The sequence below is a fragment of the Rhodococcus koreensis genome (assembly GCF_017068375.1).
GTDB lineage: Bacteria > Actinomycetota > Actinomycetes > Mycobacteriales > Mycobacteriaceae > Rhodococcus_F > Rhodococcus_F koreensis.
The window spans coordinates 7,902,533-7,922,010 of the sequence record NZ_CP070609.1 but is presented as its reverse complement, the minus strand read 5'-3'; the positions used below and the strand labels follow the sequence as shown (position 1 = coordinate 7,922,010).

The 19,478-nt window shown below is 69.0% G+C and carries 21 protein-coding genes; 9 read left to right on the top strand and 12 right to left on the bottom strand.

Translation table 11 applies throughout. The features are described from left to right. Positions 1-30: 30 nt before the first annotated feature. A complete protein-coding gene (gene nusA / locus JWS14_RS35950; protein WP_206015306.1) occupies positions 31-1,062 on the bottom strand; it encodes a transcription termination factor NusA in 1,032 nt (343 codons plus the stop codon). Next, entirely contained in the window at positions 1,059-1,628 is a 570-nt protein-coding gene (rimP, locus tag JWS14_RS35945; RefSeq protein ID WP_206015305.1) for a ribosome maturation factor RimP, read from the bottom strand. Before rimP ends, nusA begins: the two co-directional genes overlap by 4 nt. 197 nt (positions 1,629-1,825) lie before the next feature. On the opposite strand from rimP, the gene JWS14_RS35940 reads away from it, so the two are divergent. The 4 genes from JWS14_RS35940 (at position 1,826) to JWS14_RS35925 (ending at position 4,201) form a co-directional block, all read left to right on the top strand. Continuing rightward, entirely contained in the window at positions 1,826-2,353 is a 528-nt protein-coding gene (locus tag JWS14_RS35940) for a hypothetical protein (RefSeq protein ID WP_072937990.1), read from the top strand. Then, positions 2,350-2,793 (top strand): ferritin-like domain-containing protein, encoded by a 444-nt coding sequence (locus JWS14_RS35935; protein ID WP_095860738.1) that lies wholly within the window; start codon positions 2,350-2,352, stop codon positions 2,791-2,793. The genes JWS14_RS35940 and JWS14_RS35935 overlap by 4 nt, the downstream gene beginning before the upstream one ends. Before the next feature lie 98 nt (positions 2,794-2,891). After that, entirely contained in the window at positions 2,892-3,377 is a 486-nt protein-coding gene (locus tag JWS14_RS35930; protein ID WP_095860739.1) for a nuclear transport factor 2 family protein, read from the top strand. Further along, positions 3,374-4,201 (top strand): SDR family NAD(P)-dependent oxidoreductase, encoded by an 828-nt coding sequence (locus JWS14_RS35925; RefSeq protein WP_095860740.1) that lies wholly within the window; start codon positions 3,374-3,376, stop codon positions 4,199-4,201. The genes JWS14_RS35930 and JWS14_RS35925 overlap by 4 nt, the downstream gene beginning before the upstream one ends. Before the next feature lie 10 nt (positions 4,202-4,211). On the opposite strand, the gene JWS14_RS35920 is transcribed toward JWS14_RS35925, so the two are convergent. Further along, positions 4,212-5,060, bottom strand: coding sequence for an ABC transporter permease subunit (locus JWS14_RS35920; RefSeq protein WP_206015304.1), 849 nt, complete (start codon positions 5,058-5,060; stop codon positions 4,212-4,214). Then, positions 5,057-5,995: an ABC transporter ATP-binding protein gene (locus JWS14_RS35915; RefSeq protein WP_095861054.1), complete on the bottom strand. Its 939-nt coding sequence runs from the start codon at positions 5,993-5,995 to the stop codon at positions 5,057-5,059. The genes JWS14_RS35920 and JWS14_RS35915 overlap by 4 nt, the downstream gene beginning before the upstream one ends. On the opposite strand from JWS14_RS35915, the gene JWS14_RS35910 reads away from it, so the two are divergent. Beyond that, positions 5,994-7,283 carry a sensor histidine kinase gene (locus tag JWS14_RS35910; RefSeq protein ID WP_241031554.1) on the top strand — a complete coding sequence of 430 codons (1,290 nt, stop codon included), beginning with the start codon at positions 5,994-5,996 and terminating at the stop codon, positions 7,281-7,283. The two genes, JWS14_RS35915 and JWS14_RS35910, sit on opposite strands and share 2 nt — an antisense overlap. Beyond that, positions 7,280-7,948, top strand: a complete 669-nt coding sequence (locus JWS14_RS35905; RefSeq protein ID WP_206015303.1) for a response regulator transcription factor — start codon at positions 7,280-7,282, stop codon at positions 7,946-7,948. The genes JWS14_RS35910 and JWS14_RS35905 overlap by 4 nt, the downstream gene beginning before the upstream one ends. 17 nt (positions 7,949-7,965) lie before the next feature. On the opposite strand, the gene JWS14_RS35900 is transcribed toward JWS14_RS35905, so the two are convergent. Continuing rightward, entirely contained in the window at positions 7,966-9,411 is a 1,446-nt protein-coding gene (locus tag JWS14_RS35900) for an MFS transporter (RefSeq protein ID WP_072937868.1), read from the bottom strand. 103 nt (positions 9,412-9,514) lie between these two features. Between JWS14_RS35900 and JWS14_RS35895 the strand changes: the two genes are divergently transcribed. Together JWS14_RS35895 and JWS14_RS35890 are read left to right on the top strand one after the other, a co-directional pair. Beyond that, positions 9,515-10,114, top strand: coding sequence for a TetR/AcrR family transcriptional regulator (locus JWS14_RS35895; protein WP_072937867.1), 600 nt, complete (start codon positions 9,515-9,517; stop codon positions 10,112-10,114). A 57-nt stretch (positions 10,115-10,171) separates the two neighbouring features. Beyond that, a complete protein-coding gene (locus JWS14_RS35890; protein WP_072937866.1) occupies positions 10,172-10,819 on the top strand; it encodes an FHA domain-containing protein in 648 nt (215 codons plus the stop codon). Here the strand turns inward: JWS14_RS35890 and JWS14_RS35885 are convergent, their stop codons facing one another. From JWS14_RS35885 to JWS14_RS35865, 5 genes are all read right to left on the bottom strand, one after another. Beyond that, positions 10,820-11,779, bottom strand: a complete 960-nt coding sequence (locus JWS14_RS35885) for an alpha/beta fold hydrolase (RefSeq protein ID WP_095860744.1) — start codon at positions 11,777-11,779, stop codon at positions 10,820-10,822. It lies immediately after the preceding gene. Between the two features lie 375 nt (positions 11,780-12,154). Next, positions 12,155-12,454 carry a hypothetical protein gene (locus JWS14_RS35880; protein WP_072937864.1) on the bottom strand — a complete coding sequence of 100 codons (300 nt, stop codon included), beginning with the start codon at positions 12,452-12,454 and terminating at the stop codon, positions 12,155-12,157. Positions 12,455-12,579: 125 nt separating this feature from the next. Beyond that, entirely contained in the window at positions 12,580-12,993 is a 414-nt protein-coding gene (locus JWS14_RS35875; protein WP_174705457.1) for a hypothetical protein, read from the bottom strand. Positions 12,994-13,128: 135 nt separating this feature from the next. Further along, a complete protein-coding gene (locus tag JWS14_RS35870; protein WP_206015302.1) occupies positions 13,129-14,859 on the bottom strand; it encodes an acyl-CoA dehydrogenase family protein in 1,731 nt (576 codons plus the stop codon). A 68-nt stretch (positions 14,860-14,927) separates the two neighbouring features. Continuing rightward, complete coding sequence (locus tag JWS14_RS35865) at positions 14,928-16,673, bottom strand: proline--tRNA ligase (protein ID WP_095860746.1); 1,746 nt, start codon at positions 16,671-16,673, stop codon at positions 14,928-14,930. Between the two features lie 56 nt (positions 16,674-16,729). Here JWS14_RS35865 and yaaA point away from each other — a divergent pair, with 56 nt between their 5' ends. Then, positions 16,730-17,473, top strand: a complete 744-nt coding sequence (gene yaaA, locus JWS14_RS35860; protein ID WP_095860747.1) for a peroxide stress protein YaaA — start codon at positions 16,730-16,732, stop codon at positions 17,471-17,473. Between the two features lie 56 nt (positions 17,474-17,529). On the opposite strand, the gene JWS14_RS35855 is transcribed toward yaaA, so the two are convergent. Continuing rightward, on the bottom strand, positions 17,530-17,922 hold the full coding sequence (locus tag JWS14_RS35855; protein WP_072937859.1) for a universal stress protein: 393 nt from the start codon (positions 17,920-17,922) through the stop codon (positions 17,530-17,532). Further along, positions 17,919-19,478, bottom strand: a complete 1,560-nt coding sequence (locus tag JWS14_RS35850; RefSeq protein ID WP_072937858.1) for a tripartite tricarboxylate transporter permease — start codon at positions 19,476-19,478, stop codon at positions 17,919-17,921. Before JWS14_RS35850 ends, JWS14_RS35855 begins: the two co-directional genes overlap by 4 nt.

Here is a 19,478-nt window from a genome sequence, read left to right as displayed (position 1 = left end):
CCGACTTGCCCCGATCTCCGCATTCCCGGCTCAACGACTGGTCGCGGCGGGTCCGCCTGCCGACTCGGGAGCGGGTGCGGCGTCACTGCGGATATCGATTCGCCACCCGGTCAAGCGCGCAGCAAGACGGGCATTTTGCCCTTCCTTGCCGATGGCGAGGGACAGCTGGAAGTCGGGGACGACGACACGCGCGGCCCGGGCCTCCGGATCCACGACAGTGACGGAGACCACTTTCGACGGTGACAGCGCGTTGCCGACGAACCGGGCCGGGTCGTCGTCGAAGTCGATGATGTCGATCTTCTCGCCGGCGAGCTCACTCATCACGTTGCGCACCCGCTGACCCATCGGCCCGATGCATGCGCCCTTCGCATTCAGCCCCTGCACCCGCGACTGGACGGCGATCTTCGACCGGTGGCCTGCCTCCCGGGCGACGGCGATGATCTCGACCGAGCCGTCCGCGATTTCCGGAACCTCGAGCGCGAACAGTTTGCGCACGAGGTTCGGGTGGGTGCGCGACAACGTGATCTGCGGCCCGCGCTGCCCGCGGGCGACACCGACGACGTAACACTTGAGCCGCTCGCCGTGTTCGTAATTCTCCCCGGGCACCTGCTCGGCGGGCGGGATCAGGCCCTCGGCGCCGCTGGCCTCGCTCCCGATCCGCACCACGACCATGCCGCGCGAGTTCGCCCTCGTGTCGCGCTGGATCACGCCGCCGACGATCTCACCCTCATGGGTGGAGTACTCGCCGAAGCTCCGCTCGTGCTCGGCGTCGCGCAGCCGCTGGAGAATGACCTGGCGCGCGGTGGTCGCCGCGATCCGGCCGAAACCTTCCGGGGTGTCGTCCCATTCCTCGCCGACCATGTTGCCGTCGGAGTCGACGTCGTGCGCCATCACCCGCACGATGCCGCTCTTGGTGTCGACGTCGATCCGGGCGTGCTGCCGATGCCCCTCGGTGTGCCGGTAGGCGGTGAGCAGCGCCGTCTGGATGGTCGAGATGACGGTCTCGATCGAGATGCCCTTGTCGGCTTCGATGGCGCGTAGCGCCGCAATGTCGATATTCACTTGTCCAGCCCCTCTACTACTTCATCTTCCGACGCGTCTGCGTCCGCAGGTGCCACGCGACCCTCGGGTATTCCGCCGGCGAGTTCCAGCTCCCTCGGGTCGGGTTTCGAGAATTCCACCTGCACAACAGCTTTCTGAATGTCCGGGAGCGCGATGCGCCGAACGTCCGGACCGGTGCGCGAGCCGATCACCACCGCGACCGAGTCGCCGTCGAGGGCCCCGATCCGGCCCACGACGGTCTCGTGCGCGAGGTCGATCCGGGCCTTGCGGCCGCGGGCCCGCTGCCAGTGCCGCTCGTGCGTGAGCGGCCGGTCGATGCCGGGAGACGTGACCTCGAGCGTGTACGGGGACTCCCCGAAATCGGACACCGAGTCGAACACCTCGGAGATCTCGTGGCTGAGGTTCGCGACCGCGTCGAGTTCGAGCCCGGCGTCGCTGTCCACCATGATCCGGACTGCGCTGTGCCTGCCCGCGAGGGTGACCGCAACGTCCTCCAAGTCGTAGCCCTGGCGTTGGACCAGATCGGAGATGAGCTCCGTCACCCTCTCCTTGGATGGAACCGGCATCGGGGAAGCTCCTCGTTTCAGTTGTCGCTCGTCGTGTGTCGTGGTCTGCAGGTCACCGTGCCGCACAGGGCAGCACCTCGAACCCGTCGGGACGGGTTCGAGCATCTAAGAGTAACGCCGATTCGAGGCGCCCGTGACCAGCCCCGGTGCTCGATTCCCGGGATCGCGGCCCGACCTGGCACCATGGACCGGTGCTCATGCCCACCGTCTCCCGGCCCCCGACATCCGGTCCGGCCGTGTCCCGGCGCACCGCTCTCCGGTTCGCAGCAGCCTCCGCGTTCGGCGTCGCGAGCGTCCCCGTGCTGGCGGGATGCGCAGACGGCGAGGACGCCGACACCGAGGTCGATTCACTGGTCGCGCAGTCGCGTCTGGCGCGTCGCGACGCCGCGGGCGCGGCGGCGACCATCGCACTACTGCCCGACCGCGGCGCGGCACTCGAACTCGTCCGCGCCCAGCGCACCGCGCACGCCGACGCGTTGGACGCCGAAATCGCCAGGGCCGCGGGAACTTACCCGGACGGCACCGCGCCGACCACATCCGCTCCCCCGTCGGCGACACCGACCGCACCCGCGCCTCCGCCCGGTCTCGAGCAATTGCGGGCCGACCTGGCCGAGTCGCAGCGCAGTGCAGCCGACTCGGCACGCGCGCTGACCGCGTACCGCGCGGGACTGTGTGCGTCGATCAGCGCCGCGTGCGGAACGTACCTGGCGGTGGTGCTGCCGTGACGACACCCACCGAAGCCGAGAGCAGGAGCCTCGGCGACGCGCTGGCCGCCGAACATTCCGCGGTGTTCGCCTACGGGGTGGTCGCCGCCTTCTCGAATCCCACGCGGGCGGCGCAGGTGGCCACCGCCGCCGCGGCCCACCGGGCCCGCCGGGACGAACTCCTGGACACGCTGACCGCGGCGGGTCTGACGGCCCCGGCCGCCGAAGCGGGCTACACGCTGCCGTTCCCGGTCACCGACCCGATCACCGCCGCGCAACTCGCGGCCCAGGTCGAGGCGGACACCGCGGTCGCGTGGCGGGCGGTCGTCGAACACGGCGAGACGGCGGACACCCGGACGCTCGGCGTGACCGCGCTGACCGACGCCGCCGTCCGGGAGGCCACCTGGCGGGTGGCACTCGGAACCGATCCGGTGGTCGACCCGTTTCCCGGCCAACCCTGACACGGAGGTTCCCGCCCACCGGGATTGTGCCCCCACCCGGCGCGCTCCCGGCTTAGCGTCTCTCCCGACACACTGAACGGCAACGGGAGGACGGCGGCGTGGACGAACGCTCGGTGGAGCAGCGTGTGGCGGACCTGGAGCGGGTGACCGCGATCAAGGCCCTCAAGTACCGCTACTGGCGAGCGTGCGACGGCAAGGATCCGGACGCGTTCCGTGCCTGCTTCGTCGCGTCCGGGGCGTCCGTCGACTTCGGCCCCCTCGGCCGGTTCGACGACGCCGACCGGCTCACGGACGTCTTCCGCAGGATCGCGCTCCACGAGGTGGACGGCAAGCACGTGATCCTGGACATGCACCACGGCTTCCATCCGGATATCGTGCTGCGCGGCGACACCGAGGCGACCGGTACGTGGACGCTGCAGTTCCGCCAGGTCGATCTGCTGAAGCGGACGGAAACCGTGTCCGCCGGCGAGTACGACGACGCCTACCGCTTCGAGGACGGCGAATGGCGAATGTCGCGATGCCACTTCACCACTCGATGGTCGATCACCCGCCCGCTCACCGAGGACACGGTGGTCGTCCAGTGAGCGCCGGGGTAGCACTGGTCACCGGGGGAAGCCGCGGCGTCGGCAAGGGCGTCGCGACCGCGCTGGGGGCCGCCGGGTGGACTGTCTACGTCACCGGACGCGGCCCGGTGACCGCGGACAGCCCGCTGTCGGCGTCCGCGCGGGCGGTCACCGACGCCGGGGGCACCGGCATCGCGGTGGCGTGCGATCACCGCGTCGACGAGGAGGTGCACGCCCTGTTCGCCCGGATCTCGGACGAGCAGTCAGGCCGACTCGACCTGCTGGTCAACAACGTGTGGGCCGCCCCCGCGGGATTCGGCGGGTTCAGCACACCGTTCTGGGAACGGCCCCTCGGCGACTGGGACTCGCTGATCGGCGTCGGACTGCGCGCCCATTACGTCGCGTCCGTGGAGGCAGCGCGGTTGATGGTGCCCCGGCGGTCCGGGTTGATCGCGAACATCTCGTCGTTCGGGACCCGGGGACATCTCCACTCGGTGCTCTACGGCATGTCCAAGGCCGGGTTGGACAAGATGGCCAGCGACATGGCGGCGGAGCTGGCTCCGCACGACGTCCGTGCGGTCTCGCTGTGGCCGGGCATCGTGCGCACGGAGATGATCGTCGCCAGCGGGATGGAGACCATTGCCGGCTTTCCCGTGGCGGACGCCGAGTCTCCCGAGTTCGTCGGCGAGGTGATCTGCGCCCTCACCGCGGACCCCACCCTGCCGGACCGCAGCGGCCACACCTTCGTGACGGCGGAGCTGGCCGTCGAATACGGCATCACCGACACGCAGGGCCGCACCCCGCCGTCGCACCGGGAACCGTTCGGCGGCGGTCCCCTGTTCTGAGCCGTGGCCGTCAGTTCACGTCACGGCGGCGGACGAGCCAGATCGTGCCTGCCGCGAACGCGGCGACGTAGGCGGCCAGGACGAGCACCGACGTGCTGCCGTCGAGGATGTTCAGGACTCCCGGGGTGGTGTCGCCGCCGAAGTCGCGCAGTGAGCCTGCCAGCGAGCCCGCGGCGGTGCCGGGGAGGAAGTCCGTCACCACCGACACGGTGTCGAGGACGGCGGCGACTCCGCGGAGCAGGTTTTCGACCACCAGCACCCACACGAGGCCGAGACCGACGGACAACGCGGGCCCCCGCGCGAGGGCGCCGACGAGGACACCCGCCGCGGTCCACATGGCGAGGATGAGCATCCCGGAGGCGAGCGCCTTCAGCATCGCCGAGGCGGCAGGCAGATTCGCCGGTTCCGATTCGACCGCGGCGATGACGGTGGCCACCCCGACGTCGACGGCCGCCACGGTGAGGACGAGTCCGATCACCACGGTCAGCAGCGCGAGGAGGGTTCCGGCGAGCGCGGCCGATCGCGAAGGGCCCTGGGTGAACACGGTCTTCCACGTCCCCCACCCATAGCCGCTGCCGATGGTGAGCGCGCCGAGGATGAGCATCAGCGCACCCCCGAACATGGCCATGCCCTGGGTGAACACCTGGGGCACCGCCGAGGGCAGCATCTGCGCGAGCAGCACGTCCGGGGGCGCCGACGACGCCATGTCGGTGGTGCCGCCGGTCTTGAACGTGATGTAGTTGAACAGATAGACGAAGACCAGGTTCAGCACGATCCACGCGGCGAGCAGCACCCACATCGACGGCCACTGCCGCAGTCGGAGAAGCTCTGCTCGCGTGCCGGCGATCACTGCATTCATGACATTCTCCTCGGTTCGTTGCTCGCCGTGCGGTCGCCGGGATTGCTGTCGGACGTCATCGCGAAGAAGACGTCCTCGAGCGATCGCTCCCGCCGGGACAACTCGTACAGGTCGATTCCCGCGTCGACGAGAACACGGGCCACCTTCGGGGCCAGTTCGGGCGACACGGCGACGGCGAGCGCGTCACCCACTGTGTCGACGACGTCGCGCCCCAGCAGTTCCGCGAGCACCGCCGCGGCCCGTTCCCGCGGATCGGCGCGTACCAGCAGGCTGGTGCCGCCGCGCAGTTCGGCGACGGTGGACTGCGCGATCAGCTCGCCGCGTGAGATCACGCCGACGCGATCGCAGATCTCCTGCACCTCGCTGAGCATGTGGCTGGACAGCATCACGGAATGCCCGGAATCGGCGAGTTCGACTATCAGTTCCCGCATCTCGGCCATCCCCGCCGGGTCGAGACCGTTGGTGGGTTCGTCGAGGATCAGCAGATCGGGTTCGCCGAGGAGTGCGGCCGCGACACCGAGTCGCTGCTTCATCCCGAGCGAGTAGGTGCGGAACCGGTCGTGTCCGCGATCGCGCAGGCCCACCCGGTGCAGCGCGGATTCCACCGCATCGTCCGGCAGCCGGCGGTATCTGCTCAGCACCCGCAGGTTGTCGCGCCCGGACAGGTATGGGAAGAAGCCGGGGCCTTCGATCAGCACACCGGTGCGCGCCGCCACCGCGCTGTCACCGGGTGCGCACCCGAAGAGCGTCGCGGTCCCGGAGGTCGGCCGGACGAGGCCCGTGAGCATGCGCAGTGTGGTGGTCTTGCCTGCGCCGTTCGGTCCGAGGAACCCGTACACCTCGCCCGCCCGCACGGTCAGGCTGACGGCGTCGACCGCCGCGTGTTCGCCGTAGCGTTTGGTCAACCTGTCGGTGACCACGATGTCGGAAGTCATGGCTCCAGCCTCGGCCCCGCGGACGGCGCGCACATCCGCCTGCGCGCGTCTTCTCGCGTACGTGCCGCGGACGATGACAGCGTCGCCGGATCGGGTCTACGTTCGGGTGGTGCACACCGACCGGAGGGACACGTCGATCGCCCCGCGGGACGTCCTGATCGCCCTGGGCGTCGCAATCGTGCAGGTCGTCGGCAGTGTCGGCGCCAACCACAACCAGTCGTGGGCGACGCCGCTGGACGCGGCGGGCTTCGTGTTGCTGGTGTGCGGTCCGCTCGCACTGCTCTTCCGGCGACGGTCGCCGGTCACGGTCCTGCTCGTCGTCCTCGCCGTCACGGTCCTGTACGTCGTCCGGGGTTACGGGTACGGCCCGGTGTTCCTGTCGCTCGTGGTCGCGTTCCTCGGCGCGGCGACGGCCGGGTCGCGCTGGCGCACGTATCCGATCCTCGCGGTCGGTTACGTGATGATCGTCTTCGCCGTGCCCGCCGTCTCGGCCGCCGAGGCTCCGTCGCTCCTCGCCCTCACCGGCATCGCGGCCTGGCTGCTGGTGCTCCTTGCCGCCGCCGAGATCATCCGTCAGCGCCGCGGGACGCTCGACGCCCACAGGCAACGCGCCGAGGCGGCGCAACGCAGCACCCTGGACGAGCAGCGCCGCCGGGCCAGCGAGGAGCGGCTCGCGATCGCCCGCGAGCTGCACGATGTTCTGGCACACAGTCTTTCGCTCATCAACGTGCAGGCGTCGGTCGCACTCGAGCTGTGGGACAGCAGACCCGAACAGTCACAGGAGGCACTGTCCGCGATCAAGGTCGCGAGCCGTGACGCGATCGGCGACGTCCACGCGCTGCTGGCATCGCTGCGCGGCGAAGACAGCCCGCCCACCGCGCCCACCGCCGGGATCGGGGACCTGGACGGTGTGGTCGAGCGTGCCCGCGCCGCGGGTCTTGCGGTGACGACGATCGTCGAGGGCGCACCGCGGCCGTTGCCCGCCGTGGTCGACGTCGCTGCCGCGCGCATCGTGCAGGAGTCGCTGACCAATGTGGCCCGCCACTCCGGCGGCTCGTCGGCCGATGTCACGGTGACGTACTCGCCCACGTCCGTCCGCGTCCGGATCGACGACGACGGACGGGGCCCGGACGGCGCGTCGGCCGGTGGCGGCGGCAACGGCATCCCCGGCATGCGGGAACGCGCCCGCGCCCTCGGCGGTGAACTGACCGCCGGGAGCGGGCCGGGTGGCGGCTTCCGGGTGCAGGCGACGCTCCCCCTCGGGCACGACATGGTTGACCGGGCATGACGATTCGCGTACTCGTCGCCGACGACCAGGCCCTCGTGCGGGCGGGTTTCGCCGCCCTGCTCGACGCCCAGCCGGACATCACCGTGGCCGGTCAAGCCGAGAACGGCGAGCAAGCGGTGAGCCTGACCCGGACGCTGGTTCCCGACGTCGTCCTCATGGACATCCGGATGCCGGTGCTCGACGGACTGGAGGCGACCCGGCGTATCGCCGCCGATCCCGCGCTGTCCGGCGTGCGGGTGGTGGTGCTCACCACGTTCGAACTGGACGAGTACGTCTTCGAGGCGATGCGCGCGGGGGCGACGGGTTTCCTGGTCAAGCACACCGAACCCGCCGAACTGGTGCGGGCGGTCCGCGTGGTGGCCGACGGGGATGCCCTGCTGTCGCCGTCTGTGACGCGGAAACTGGTCGCGGAGTTCGCGACCCACGCCAAACGGCCGCCGCACTCCGGCCGCCTCGACGACCTCACCGATCGTGAACGCGAGGTGATGCTCCTGATCGCCGAGGGCCTCACCAACGCCGAGATCGGCTCGCGACTGTTCCTGAGCCCGGCCACCGCCCGCACGCACGTCAGCCGGATTCTGCTGAAACTCGGCGCCAGGGACCGCACACAACTGGTGGTCATGGCGTACGAGTGGGGCCTGGTCCGGCCGGGCTGGCAGGACTGACGCCCGGTCCGGCCCCATCACATCGACGCCAGGACCGCCTTCGACCGTCCCGGCATGAGGGCGGCGGCGACGACCGCGACCGCCACGGACCCGGCTCCCACGTACAGCGCCGGCGCGAGGGCGTCGATGTACCCGGTCGGTGTGAGGCTGCCGCCCGCACCGAGGAACACCGCGGTCAGCAGCGCGATCCCCAGCGCGACTCCGATCTCCCGGAGCGTCGCGTTGGTCGAACTGGCCGTGCCGTGGTCGGCCTCGGGCATGTCGGCGAGGACGGCGGTCGCGTTGGGGGCGAACGTCAGACCCATTCCCGCGCCGGCCATCACGAACGCCGGAACCATGCTGCCGTAGGTGGCGCCGGGAACGATGAGCGACGCCATCCAGAGCAGTGACAGTCCCTGTAGCACCAGTCCGGTGACGAGGAGCGTCCGGACGCCCAGCCGAGGCGCGAGCAACCCCGCGATCGGCGCCACCACCATGGGTGCCGCCGTCCACGGCAGCGTCCTCAGGCCGGCCTCGAACGGGGAATACCCCATGACGATCTGGAGGTACTGCGACAGGAGGAAGACGGCACCCATCATTCCCAGCGTGAACGTCAGCCCGATCACGTTGGCCAGGGAGAACTGACGGGACCGGAACAACCGCAGCGGCATCACGGGAAACGGTGTGCGCAACTCGCGCACCACGAACGCCGCGAGCAGCACCACCGCTGCGACGAGGGCACCGAGAACAGTGGCACTGGTCCAGCCGTCGTCGTTGCCGTGCACGATGCCCCAGACTCCGAGGAACACCGCGGCCCCGGCCAGTACGACGCCGAGCGGATCCAGCGATTGCCGCTTCCCCTTCGACTCGCCGAGCGCGTAGAGCGCCAACGGGATCGCGACCGCGGCGACGGGAACGTTGATCCAGAACACGGCCTGCCACGACACCCCGTCGACGACGGCGCCGCCGATCACCGGGCCGAGAGCGATTCCGAGCCCCGAGACGCCGCCCCAGATCCCGATGGCGAGGGCTCGCTTGGCGAGCGGCACGGCCCCGGCGAGCAGGGTGAGCGAGAGCGGCATGATCGCGGCCGCGCCGACACCCTGGACGGCCCGCGCCGCGATCAGCATCTCGGAGGTGGTCGACAGCGCCGAGGCGATCGATGCCAGCGCGAAGAGCACTATGCCCCAGAGGAATACACGCCGGCGCCCGAGCCGGTCGCCCAGCGCCGACAGCGTCAGCATCAAGGTCGCGAAGGCCAGCGTGTAGGCGTTCAGGAACCACTGCAACTGCCCCACCGACGCATTCAGGTCGCGTTGGATCACCGGCAGGGCGCTGGTCATCACGAGGTTGTCGAGGGTGGCCATGAACATCGGGATCGAGGCGGCGGCGATCGCCAGCCACACCGGCACCGTCCGGCCGCGGAGATGCCCCGGGGGCGGCGCCGCCGATTCGTGGTCGAGGCGTTCGGAGAGTGTCGTCATGACGGGACCTCACATCCGAGTCGTGGGTAGAGGAAACCAGAAGTTGTAAGCATCAGATGATTACTTATTTCGGAGACTAGTAATCAACTGATAACATGTCAACATGGCCTCGCCCGTGAAACAGACCCGCATGAGCGCGACGGAACGGCGTGAACTCGTACTGGCCGCCGCCTCCCGCGCGTTCGCCAGGGACGGCTATCACGGCACCAGCACCGACGCCGTCGCACGCGAGGCCGGGGTGTCGCAGCCGTACGTGGTGCGCATGTTCGGTTCGAAATCGCGGCTGTTCGCCGATGTCTTCGACCGCGCGATGTCCCGGATTCTCGAGACCTTCGAACCCTGGTTCGACGGTGTCGCCGCCGACCCCGAGAACGACGAATCGTGGCTCCCGATGGGCGTCGCGTACACCGAATTGCTCGAGGACCGCGACCTCCTGCTCGTGATGATGCACGGCTTCACGTCCGGCGCGAACCCGGAGATCGGCGCACTGGCGCGCGACTGGATGTCCCGGCTCTACACACAGATCCGCACACGCACCGGCTGCAGCCCCGAACGGGCCCGCACCTTCATCGCCAACGGAATGCTGCTCAACACCCTGCTCGCCATGCAGGTACCCGAACATGCCGGGCAGGATCCGGCGCTCGAGGAACTCGCCGTGTGCGCATTCGGCAACACCCTGGACGCCGCAAGCTCCGAGAACTGATCCGTGATCGGCGATTTCCGCTCTTGATCTTGCTCATCGGACACACGGCGGGGCACGATGGAAGCGTGCGGAAGGGGTGTAGCCGTGGACCGAGCCGTTGAGTCTCGACTGAGCTATTCCGACAGGGAGGGTCACCACCACACCGTGGACCTCTCCCCCACTTCCGCGCGCGTCACGATCGGACGGTCGCCCGGCTCCGATCTACTCCTCACGGAGGACGACGAGGTCTCGCGACTCCACGCCGTGCTCGAATGCGTCGGCTCGCACTGGACCATCCTCGACGACGGACTCTCCCGTAACGGCACGTTCGTCAACGGCGAGCGACTCGCGGGCAGGCGCCGGCTCCGGCAGGGCGACAGCATCCGCATCGGCGGAACCAAGATCCGGTACCTGGAATTCGGCGGCGCTCTCGACGAGGCCACCCGGATGGGGACCGACATGCCCGACGTCCGGTCCCTGACCGACACCCAGCGGGCGGTCCTCACGGCGCTGTGCCGGCCGTACAAGCACGGCGCCGCGTTCGCGAATCCCGCGTCGAACCAGCAGATCGCGCAGGAGTTGTTCCTCAGCGTCGACGCGATCAAGACACATCTGCGCGCATTGTTCGCGAAGTTCGGCGTCGGCGATCTCCCGCAGAATCAAAAGCGGGTCAGCCTGGCCGAGCGGGCCATGCGCAGCGGCATCATCAACGAGCGCGATCTCTGATCAGCACGCGGCCATCAGCTCGCGGTGCGCGGCCGTCTCACCGTGGGCGATCCGCTCGACGAGGCCGATGATGGCGAGCGCGACGTCGGCCGCACGTTCGAGGATCACCGAGTGACCGGCCCCGTCGACGCTCACGAGCTCCGAAGCGGGGAGCTTCGAGGCCATCGCGACCGAATGCTGGAGCGGGGTGAGCATGTCCACCGAACCGCACAGGATCAGCGACGGGATGTGAGCTAGCGCGGCGAGGGAGTGCCGCTCGTCGAACCCGAGCAGGGATTCGAGGAAGCTCGACATGGTGACGACGGACGTGGTGTTGGCCATCGCCGCGACCAGTGCGGCCAGGCGAGGGTCGACGACCCGGTTGCGGGCGCCTGCCGCGCGGGCGATCGCCGTGCAGACGGTGCGACCCACCCGCTTCGATCCGTGCACGACCCGCGGTACCCGTCGCACCGCGGTGCGGAACAGCGACACTGCCGGGCTGCGCAGGTGCCGACCGAGACCGGCCTCGGCGAGATCGCACGCCGCGGTGGAGATCAGGGCCATGCCCACGACCCGCGAACCGATGGTGTGCGGGTTCTGCCGCGTGTAGGACAGCGCCGTCATCCCGCCCATCGAGTGCCCGACGAGGACGACCGGACCGTGCGGTGCGACGGCGTCGAGGACGGAACCGAGGTCGCGGCCGAGCTGATCGATCGTGTAGGTGGCGGCCGGCGCCTCCCCCGACTCACCGTGCCCCCGGTGATCGTAGAAGACCATGCGAACATCGTTGCGCCAGAAGCGGACCAGCTGTTCGCGCAGTGCCCACCAGGATTCGGTGCGCAGGCAGTGACCGTGGACGAACACCACCGTGGTGGCCGCGTCGGGCGAACCGAACTCGCGAACCGCGAGCGGGACCCCGTCGTCGGTCCTGACCGTGAGGCGACGACCTTCGTGCTCATGTGCAACCGGGGTGTTCGTCATGATGGCCTCCTCGGTTTCTTCGCTCGCGGCTGGTGAAGCGTTACGTTCTTGCTTGTCCCCTACTTTGCCGCGCACCGTCGGCACCAACCAGGACCCCCAGTGGTGGCCACCGCACCCGGAGGTGTCGCGCATTCCACCCCTGGGGTGGGTGGACACGGGCATGCCGGAGATCCCCCTCGGCGAGGGGGCATCCGGCAACGAGTGCCGGCGCGGAAGAACCCCGGACTCTTCCCCTCGTGAGTTCCGATTCCGGGGTCCTCACCGCGACGAAGCAACCGGTCCGGGTCGCTCGCGACTGGAGGGGTGTTCTCTGCTGCCGATTCAGGATGCGGTGTCCGGACGGGCACCACCAGGCACCCCGGGGTGGGGAACCCGTCACCCCCAGGGAAGGCCCGCGCCGCCCTGTCCGCCGAAGTCGTGGCCGCCGACGCTCGTTCCGCCGGGCCCGGCCTTGATCCCGTCCACCGCGATCGGCCCGACATGGGGGCCGCCGATGTCGACGTTGCCGCCCTGCGCGTTCGGTCCGGGAGCAAGGGTGCTCACGGAGGGATCGTCGGAGGGTGCGTCCGGTGCCGCCGACGCGATGCCCGCGCCCGCCGCGAGGACGAAGAACGCGGCCGCGACGGCGGCACCCGTGCGTGTGAGGACAGTGGAGAAGCCGAAGGAAGTCGACATGGGAAGAACCTTTCGCAGTGCGTGGCAGGGGGCGGGAGTAGTCGGTATGGCATGGCGCCGAGGGGCCGGCACCTGGCGGTGTCGACCCCTCGGGTGTTCAGCGAGATCGAGCGATCACGACTCGGTCAGAAGCAGAAGACGAACCCGCAGTTCTGGGTGTTGTCCGTCGTGGTCGTGTCACCGGCGCCCGCGCCTCCGTTCGCGGAGCCACCGTTCGCATCCCCGGCATTGCCTCCATTGGCGTCCCCGGCGTTCCCGCCGTTTCCTCCGTTGCCACCGTTGCCGGCGTTCTGGGGACCGGTCGTGGTACCCGGGCTGCCGATGACCGGACCGCCCAGCACGACGTTTCCACCGGAGCCGTTGCCGCCGTTGCCGCCGGCACCGCCCTGAGAAGTGCCGCCGTTGCCACCCTGCGAGGTGCCGCCCGGTGCCGTGCCGCCGTTACCACCCGGATCGGCGGAGGCGATTCCCGCTCCGGCCGTGAGGGCGAAGCCCGCGATCGCGAGAGCGGAAAGGGTGCGCTTGAAGGTGTGTGCCATGTGTGGATCTTTCTGTGGGGGTGGGGTTTTGCTTGCCACATAAGAATGCGCTGAGAGCGCCCACCCGGACAGATACCCCAGGGGGCGCAAGCGGCACCCCGAGGGATGACGCCGCCCCACCCCGTGGAGCCGTGCCTACGGCCGCATTTCGTACGCCCCGTCGTACCCTTCCACCTGCGCCCACACCCGCGAGAATCGTTCCGCGTCCACGACGGGCCGGCGGATCGCGCCGAGCGCCCACTCCTGCTGAGCCTCGGTGGCGGACGATTTACCGTGCAGCGCAACGGCATAACCGGAGAAGTCGCGAATCTGGAAGTCGAAGATCTGGTCGATCAAGTCGCGGTCGACGCCGGCGATGCCGGCCTGCTCGAGAATCAGGTGCCCGTAGACCACGAGCGAGAACAGGTGCCCGAGGTCGAGCAGGAAGTCGAGGTCCTTCTGCTGGTCGGCGTCGGGCGGGGCGGTGGTGAGCAGTTCCCGCAGCGCCGTCGCCTGCTCGTGGAACCGGGCCACGTTGGGGACGTCCGAATGCGCCTCGTACACCGTCGTCCAGTCGTGGAACTGGATCTTGCCCGCACCTCGGGTCGGGCCTTGGGCCCAGAAGAAGGCGTCGTCGGCGGCGTCGATCCTGGTGCCGATCTCCGGGTACTCCGCGGGATTGAGCAGGTAGTTCGGCATGAACTTCAGGATCAGACCGACGTTGACGTGCACCGTGCCCTCGAGCTTCGGCAGGGTGCCGATCAGCTGGGCGGCCTCCCGGAAGTAGGTGTTCTTCTCGTAGCCCTTCGCCGCGATCACGTCGTGCAGGAGCGCGATCACCTTCTCCCCCTCGGAGGTGACCTTCGCCTTCGTCATCGGGTTGAACAGCAGGTACCGGCGGTCGTCGAGACTGGCGCTGCGGAAGTAGTCGACGGAGCGGGCGCTGAACAACTTCATCGCGACCAGCCTGCTGTACGCGTCGACGAAGTTGCCGCGCACGTGCGGGAAATCGGTGACGGGGTTTCCGTACAGAATCCTGTTGTGCGCGTGGGTGATCGACTCGTACAACGCGTGCTCGGAGATACCGATGGAACCCGTGCACAGGTTGAACTTGCCGACGTTGACCGTGTTCAGCGCGGCCTCGAACGCGGCGACCCCGGTGTGCAGGATGTCCTCTTCCCGCACCGGATAGTCCTCGAGCCGGAACGTGCTGACATACATCTGGCCGTGCACCACGTTGCCCTGCAGGTGGTACGCCGGGTGGCGGCTGTCCGCGACGAAGAAGACGTAGCCGTCGCTGCCCTCGACATCGGTGCGCCTGCCGAACACCGACACCATGCCCGCGACGTTGCCGTTGCCGATGTAGTACTTGTCGCCGCTCGCGGTGAACGCGAGATCCGGGTCACCCTCGGCGGGAGTCAGCAGCATATCCGTCGAGTAGACGTCCGCACCGTGTTCCCGCTCCGACAGACCGAACGCCAGCACCCCGCCATCGTCGAGGAGCCTCGCAGCGCGATCCTTCGCCGCCCGGTTCCCGCTCATCCAGATGGGGCCGAGACCCAGAACCGTCACCTGCCACGCGTACCAGTACGCCAGCCCGTAGAACCCGAAGATCTCACTGAGCGCGGCGTTGCGTGCGGCATCCCAGCGTTTACCCGGATCGCCGCCCGCCGACTCGGCAGGCGTGAGGAACGTGGCGAACAGCTTCTCCCGTTTCACGAACTCCAGGAAGTCCTCGGGCCAGACCGCCTCGAGATCATCCTCGAGGAGCCGCTTCTTGCCCCGCGACTCGAACCACTCGATCAGCGCCCGCAGCAGTCTGCGCGTCTCCGGATCGAAATGCTCGGGATCGTAGGAGTTCGGATCGAACAGCAGGGAGTTCGTCACAGCAGGCCTTTCGTCCGGACGTGTCAGGCCAAGCTAACAGTCCGGACGAAAGGCGTGGGGCGGTTTGATCAGCCCCTGACGGTCTTGACGATCTCGCTCAGCGCGGACTCGGCGGCCACCTCGCGGCTCTCGCCGGTGAAGCGGTCCCGCACCTCCACCTTGCCCTCGCCCCAGCCGCGGCCGACGACCACGACCAGCGGGACACCGAGCAGTTCGGAGTCCTTGAACTTCACGCCCGGCGACGCCTTGCGATCGTCGAGGATGACCTCGAGACCGGCCTTGTCGAGGTCGGCGGCGAGTCCCTCGGCGCCTTCCCGGGCGGTGTCGTCCTTGTTGGCGATCACCACGTGCACGTCGGCGGGCGACACCTCGGCCGGCCAGCGCAGGCCCTTCTCGTCGTGGTGCTGTTCCGCGATCACGGCGACGAGACGGGAGACGCCGACGCCGTAGGACCCCATGGTGGGCCGGACAGGCTTGCCGTTCTCGCCGAGCACGTCCACGGAGAACACGTCGGTGTACTTGCGACCCAGCTGGAAGACGTGACCGATCTCGATGCCCCGCGCCGCGACGAGTTCACCGGCGCCGTCGGGTGACGGGTCGCCTCCGCGGACCTCGGCGGCCTCGATGGTGCCGTCCGGGACGAAATCGCGGCCCGCGACGAGCCCGACCACGTGCTTGCCCTTCTCGTCGGCACCGGTGATCCAGCTGGTGCCGTCGACGATGCGGGGATCGACGAGGTACCGGACACCGTTGGCCTGCAGCGCCTTCGGTCCGACGTACCCCTTCACCAGGAACGGGTTGGCCTCGAAGTCCGCCTCGGTGAGCAGTGCGAACTCCGCGGGCTCGAGCGAGGCGCCGAGACGCTTGTCGTCGACCTCGCGGTCGCCGGGGACACCGATGGCGAGCAGTTCCCACTTCCCGCCGGGCTGCCGGGTCTTGACGAGGAGGTTCTTCAGCGTGTCCGCGGCAGTGACGGTCCGGCCCAGGTCGGCGTCGTTCGCCCACGCGACGAGCGTCGCGATCGTGGGAGTGTCCGGCGTGTCGTACACCTTCGCGGCGGGCAGTCCGTCGAACGGAATCGGCTCGGGAGCGAGCGTCTTGACGGCCTCCACGTTGGCGGCGTAGCCGGACTCCAGGCAGCGGACGTACGTGTCCTCACCGATCTCGCTCTCCGCGAGGAACTCCTCCGACGCGCTGCCGCCCATCGCCCCGGACGTCGCCGACACGATCACGTACTTGACGCCGAGCCGGGCGAAGATCCGCTCGTACGCGTCGCGGTGCGCCTGATACGACTCGGTGAGCCCCTCGTCGGTGAGGTCGAAGGAGTACGAATCCTTCATGACGAACTCGCGGCCGCGCAGAATGCCGGCCCGCGGGCGCTCCTCGTCGCGGTACTTGGTCTGCACCTGGTACAGGGTGACCGGGAAATCCTTGTACGAGTTGTACTCGCCCTTGACGGTGAGCGCGAACAGTTCCTCGTGGGTGGGTCCGAGCAGGTAGTCGCCGCCCTTGCGGTCCTTCAGGCGGAACAGTCCGTCGCCGTACTCGGTCCAGCGGTTGGACGCCTCGTACGGTTCCCGCGGCAGCAGCGCGGGCAGGGAGATCTCCTGCGCACCGATGCCGTTCATCTCTTCCCGCACCACCCGCTCGACCTCGCGCAGCACGCGCAGACCCAGCGGCAGCCACGAGTAGACACCGGGCGCGATTCGACGCACGTAACCGGCGCGGACCAGCAGCTTGTGGCTGGCGACCTCGGCGTCGGCGGGGTCGTCGCGCAGCGTGCGGAGGAACAGGTGGGACAGGCGGGTAATCACGGGATACCAGAATAGTCGGCTGGGACGAGGCCGGGCGCGTCGGTAGGGTTTCGTGCGTGCTGGTGCTACTTCCTCCCTCCGAAACCAAGTCCGACGGCGGCGCCGACGCGCCCCTCGACCTGGCCGAGCTGTCCATGCCGCAGCTCACCGAAACCCGTGAAATGCTGGTCCAGGCGCTGGTGACGCTCGCCGCGGACGGGGAGGCGTCGCAGCTCGCGCTCGGCCTCGGCCCCACGCAGGCCGACGAGATCGAGCGCAACGCCAAACTGTGGGTCTCCCCCACCCGGCCCGCACTCGAGCGCTACACGGGTGTGCTGTTCGACGCGCTCGACGCGAAGTCGTTCACCAGGGCGCAGAAGTCCAAGGCGCTGTCGCGGCTCGCGATGGGGTCCGCACTGTTCGGCGCGGTGCGCGCCGGTGACCTGATCCCCGCCTACCGGCTGTCGGGCGGGTCGAAGCTGCCCGGGCTGAGCACCCTCCGCGCGTTGTGGAAGCCGGAACTGTCCCGGGCGATCACGGCCGAGGCGGACGGTCTCGTCGTCGACCTGCGCTCGGGGACGTACCAGCAGCTCGGACCGATCCCCGAGGCGGTGATCGCCACGGTTCTCACGGAGAAGCCGGACGGCACCCGCACCGTCGTCAGCCATTTCAACAAGCACCACAAGGGTCTGCTGGCCCGTGCGCTCACCGTGTCCCGTGCCGAACCCCAGGACGTTCGCGGGGTGGCGCGGGTGGCGTCGAAGGCCGGACTGCGCGTCGAGGTGGCGTCAGACCGCGAGCTGATCATCCTCACCGACTGACCGCCACCCGTGAGTACTTGTTAACCGCGGGCGGTTAACAAGTACTCACGGGTGCGTCAGCGCTCGGCGGGCTTGACGGCGAGGACCGGTTTGCGGCAGGACAGCAGCAGCCGCTGGGCGGTGCTTCCCATCAGCAGCTTCCCGACGGGGGTGCGGTCGCGGATGCCGATCACGAGCAGTTCCGCGTTCGGCGCCGTCATCGCCTCGAGGATCACGTCGACGGTTTCGTCCCCGACGATCTGCCGGACCTCGTGGTCGATTCCGCTCGCGGCCAGTTTGCCTTCGAGTTCCTGCAGGTGCGCGTTGTCGGCGAACGACTGATCGGCGAGGGAGTCGCCCTTCGACGAGTTGATCACGAGCAGCGACGTTCCGCGCAGCTGCGCCTCCGCGACGCCGTGTTCGAGGGCCGCCCCTCCGAACTGGTCGGGGGTGTATCCGACGACGATCATGCGTGTGCCTTCTCTCTTGTGTCGGTGGAGTCGCCGCCGGCCGGTCCGTCGGGGAAATCGGGGGCCGCGACGGGGTAGTGCGCGCGGACGACCTTGGCGACGAGGGGTGCGATGAGGAGCACGGCGATCACGATGTAGACGATGATCGCGACGGGCTCGGTGAACAGGCTGCCCCAGTCGCCGCCGCCGAGTTGCAGGCTCTGCCGCAGTTGCCGTTCGATGCGCGGCCCGAGGATGACGCCGATGATCAACGGCAGCACCGGCAGCCCGAACCTCCGCATCATCAGACCCAGCAACCCGAACGTCAGCAGCAGCGCCAGGTCGAGCCATTGGAGGTTGACGGCGAACGCGCCCAGGGCGGCGAAAAACAGGATGCCCGCGTACAGGTAGGGGCGCGGGGTGCGAAGCAGCTTCGCCCACAGCGGCGCGAGCGGAAGGTTGAGCACCAGCAGCAGGAAATTGCCGATGAACAGACTGGCGATCAGTGTCCAGATCAGCAGCGGTTCCTTCTCGAACAGGGTCGGGCCCGGCTGGATTCCGTACGACACGAAGGCCGTCAGCATGACCGCGGCCGTGGCGTTGGTCGGCAGACCCAGCGAGAGCATCGGCACGAGCGTGCCTGCCGCCGACGCGTTGTTGGCGGCCTCGGGGCCTGCGACACCCTCGATGGCGCCCTTGCCGAATTCGTCCTTGTGCTTCGACAGCTTCTTCTCGGTGATGTAGGAGAGGAACGTGGGCAGTTCGGCGCCGCCGGCGGGCAGCGCACCGAACGGGAACCCGTAGGCGGTGCCCCGCAGCCACGGCTTCCAGGAACGCTTCCAGTCGCTCTTGCCCATCCAGGGCCTGCCGACGGGGATGACCTCGGCCGGTTTGCGACGGAGGTGCGCGGCGACCCAGAGGGCCTCGCCGAGCGCGAACACGGCGACCGCGACGACGACGATGTCGATCCCGTCCGACAGCTGCGGGATGCCGAACGTGGCACGCGGCTGGCCGGTGAGGAAGTCGATGCCGACCAACCCGATCGCGAGACCGAGGAGCAGGGAGATGCAGCCGCGGAGCTTGGAGGTTCCGAGGACCGCGGTGACGGCGACGAGAGCGAGCAGCATGATCGCGAGGTACGACGGCGCACCGAGGGTGACCGCGAAACTCGAGACGGCAGGCGCGAAGAGCACCAGGAGCATCGTGCCGATGGACCCGGCGACGAACGACCCGATCGCGGCGGTCGCCAGGGCCTGCGCGGCCCTGCCTGCTCTCGCCATCTTGTTGCCCTCGATCGCCGTGATCACCGAGGAGGACTCGCCCGGCGTGTTCAGCAGGATCGACGTCGTCGACCCGCCGTACATGCCGCCGTAGTAGATGCCGGCGAACATGATGAACGCGGCGCTCGGGCTGACGTTGTAGGTGACGGGAAGCAGGAGGGCGACGGTCATGGCCGGTCCGATGCCCGGGAGCACACCGACCGCCGTGCCGAGCAGGACGCCGATGCAGGCGTAGAGCAGGTTCATGGGGGTGGCCGCCTGCTCGAACCCCTGCAGCAGCCAGTTCAGATTGTCCAT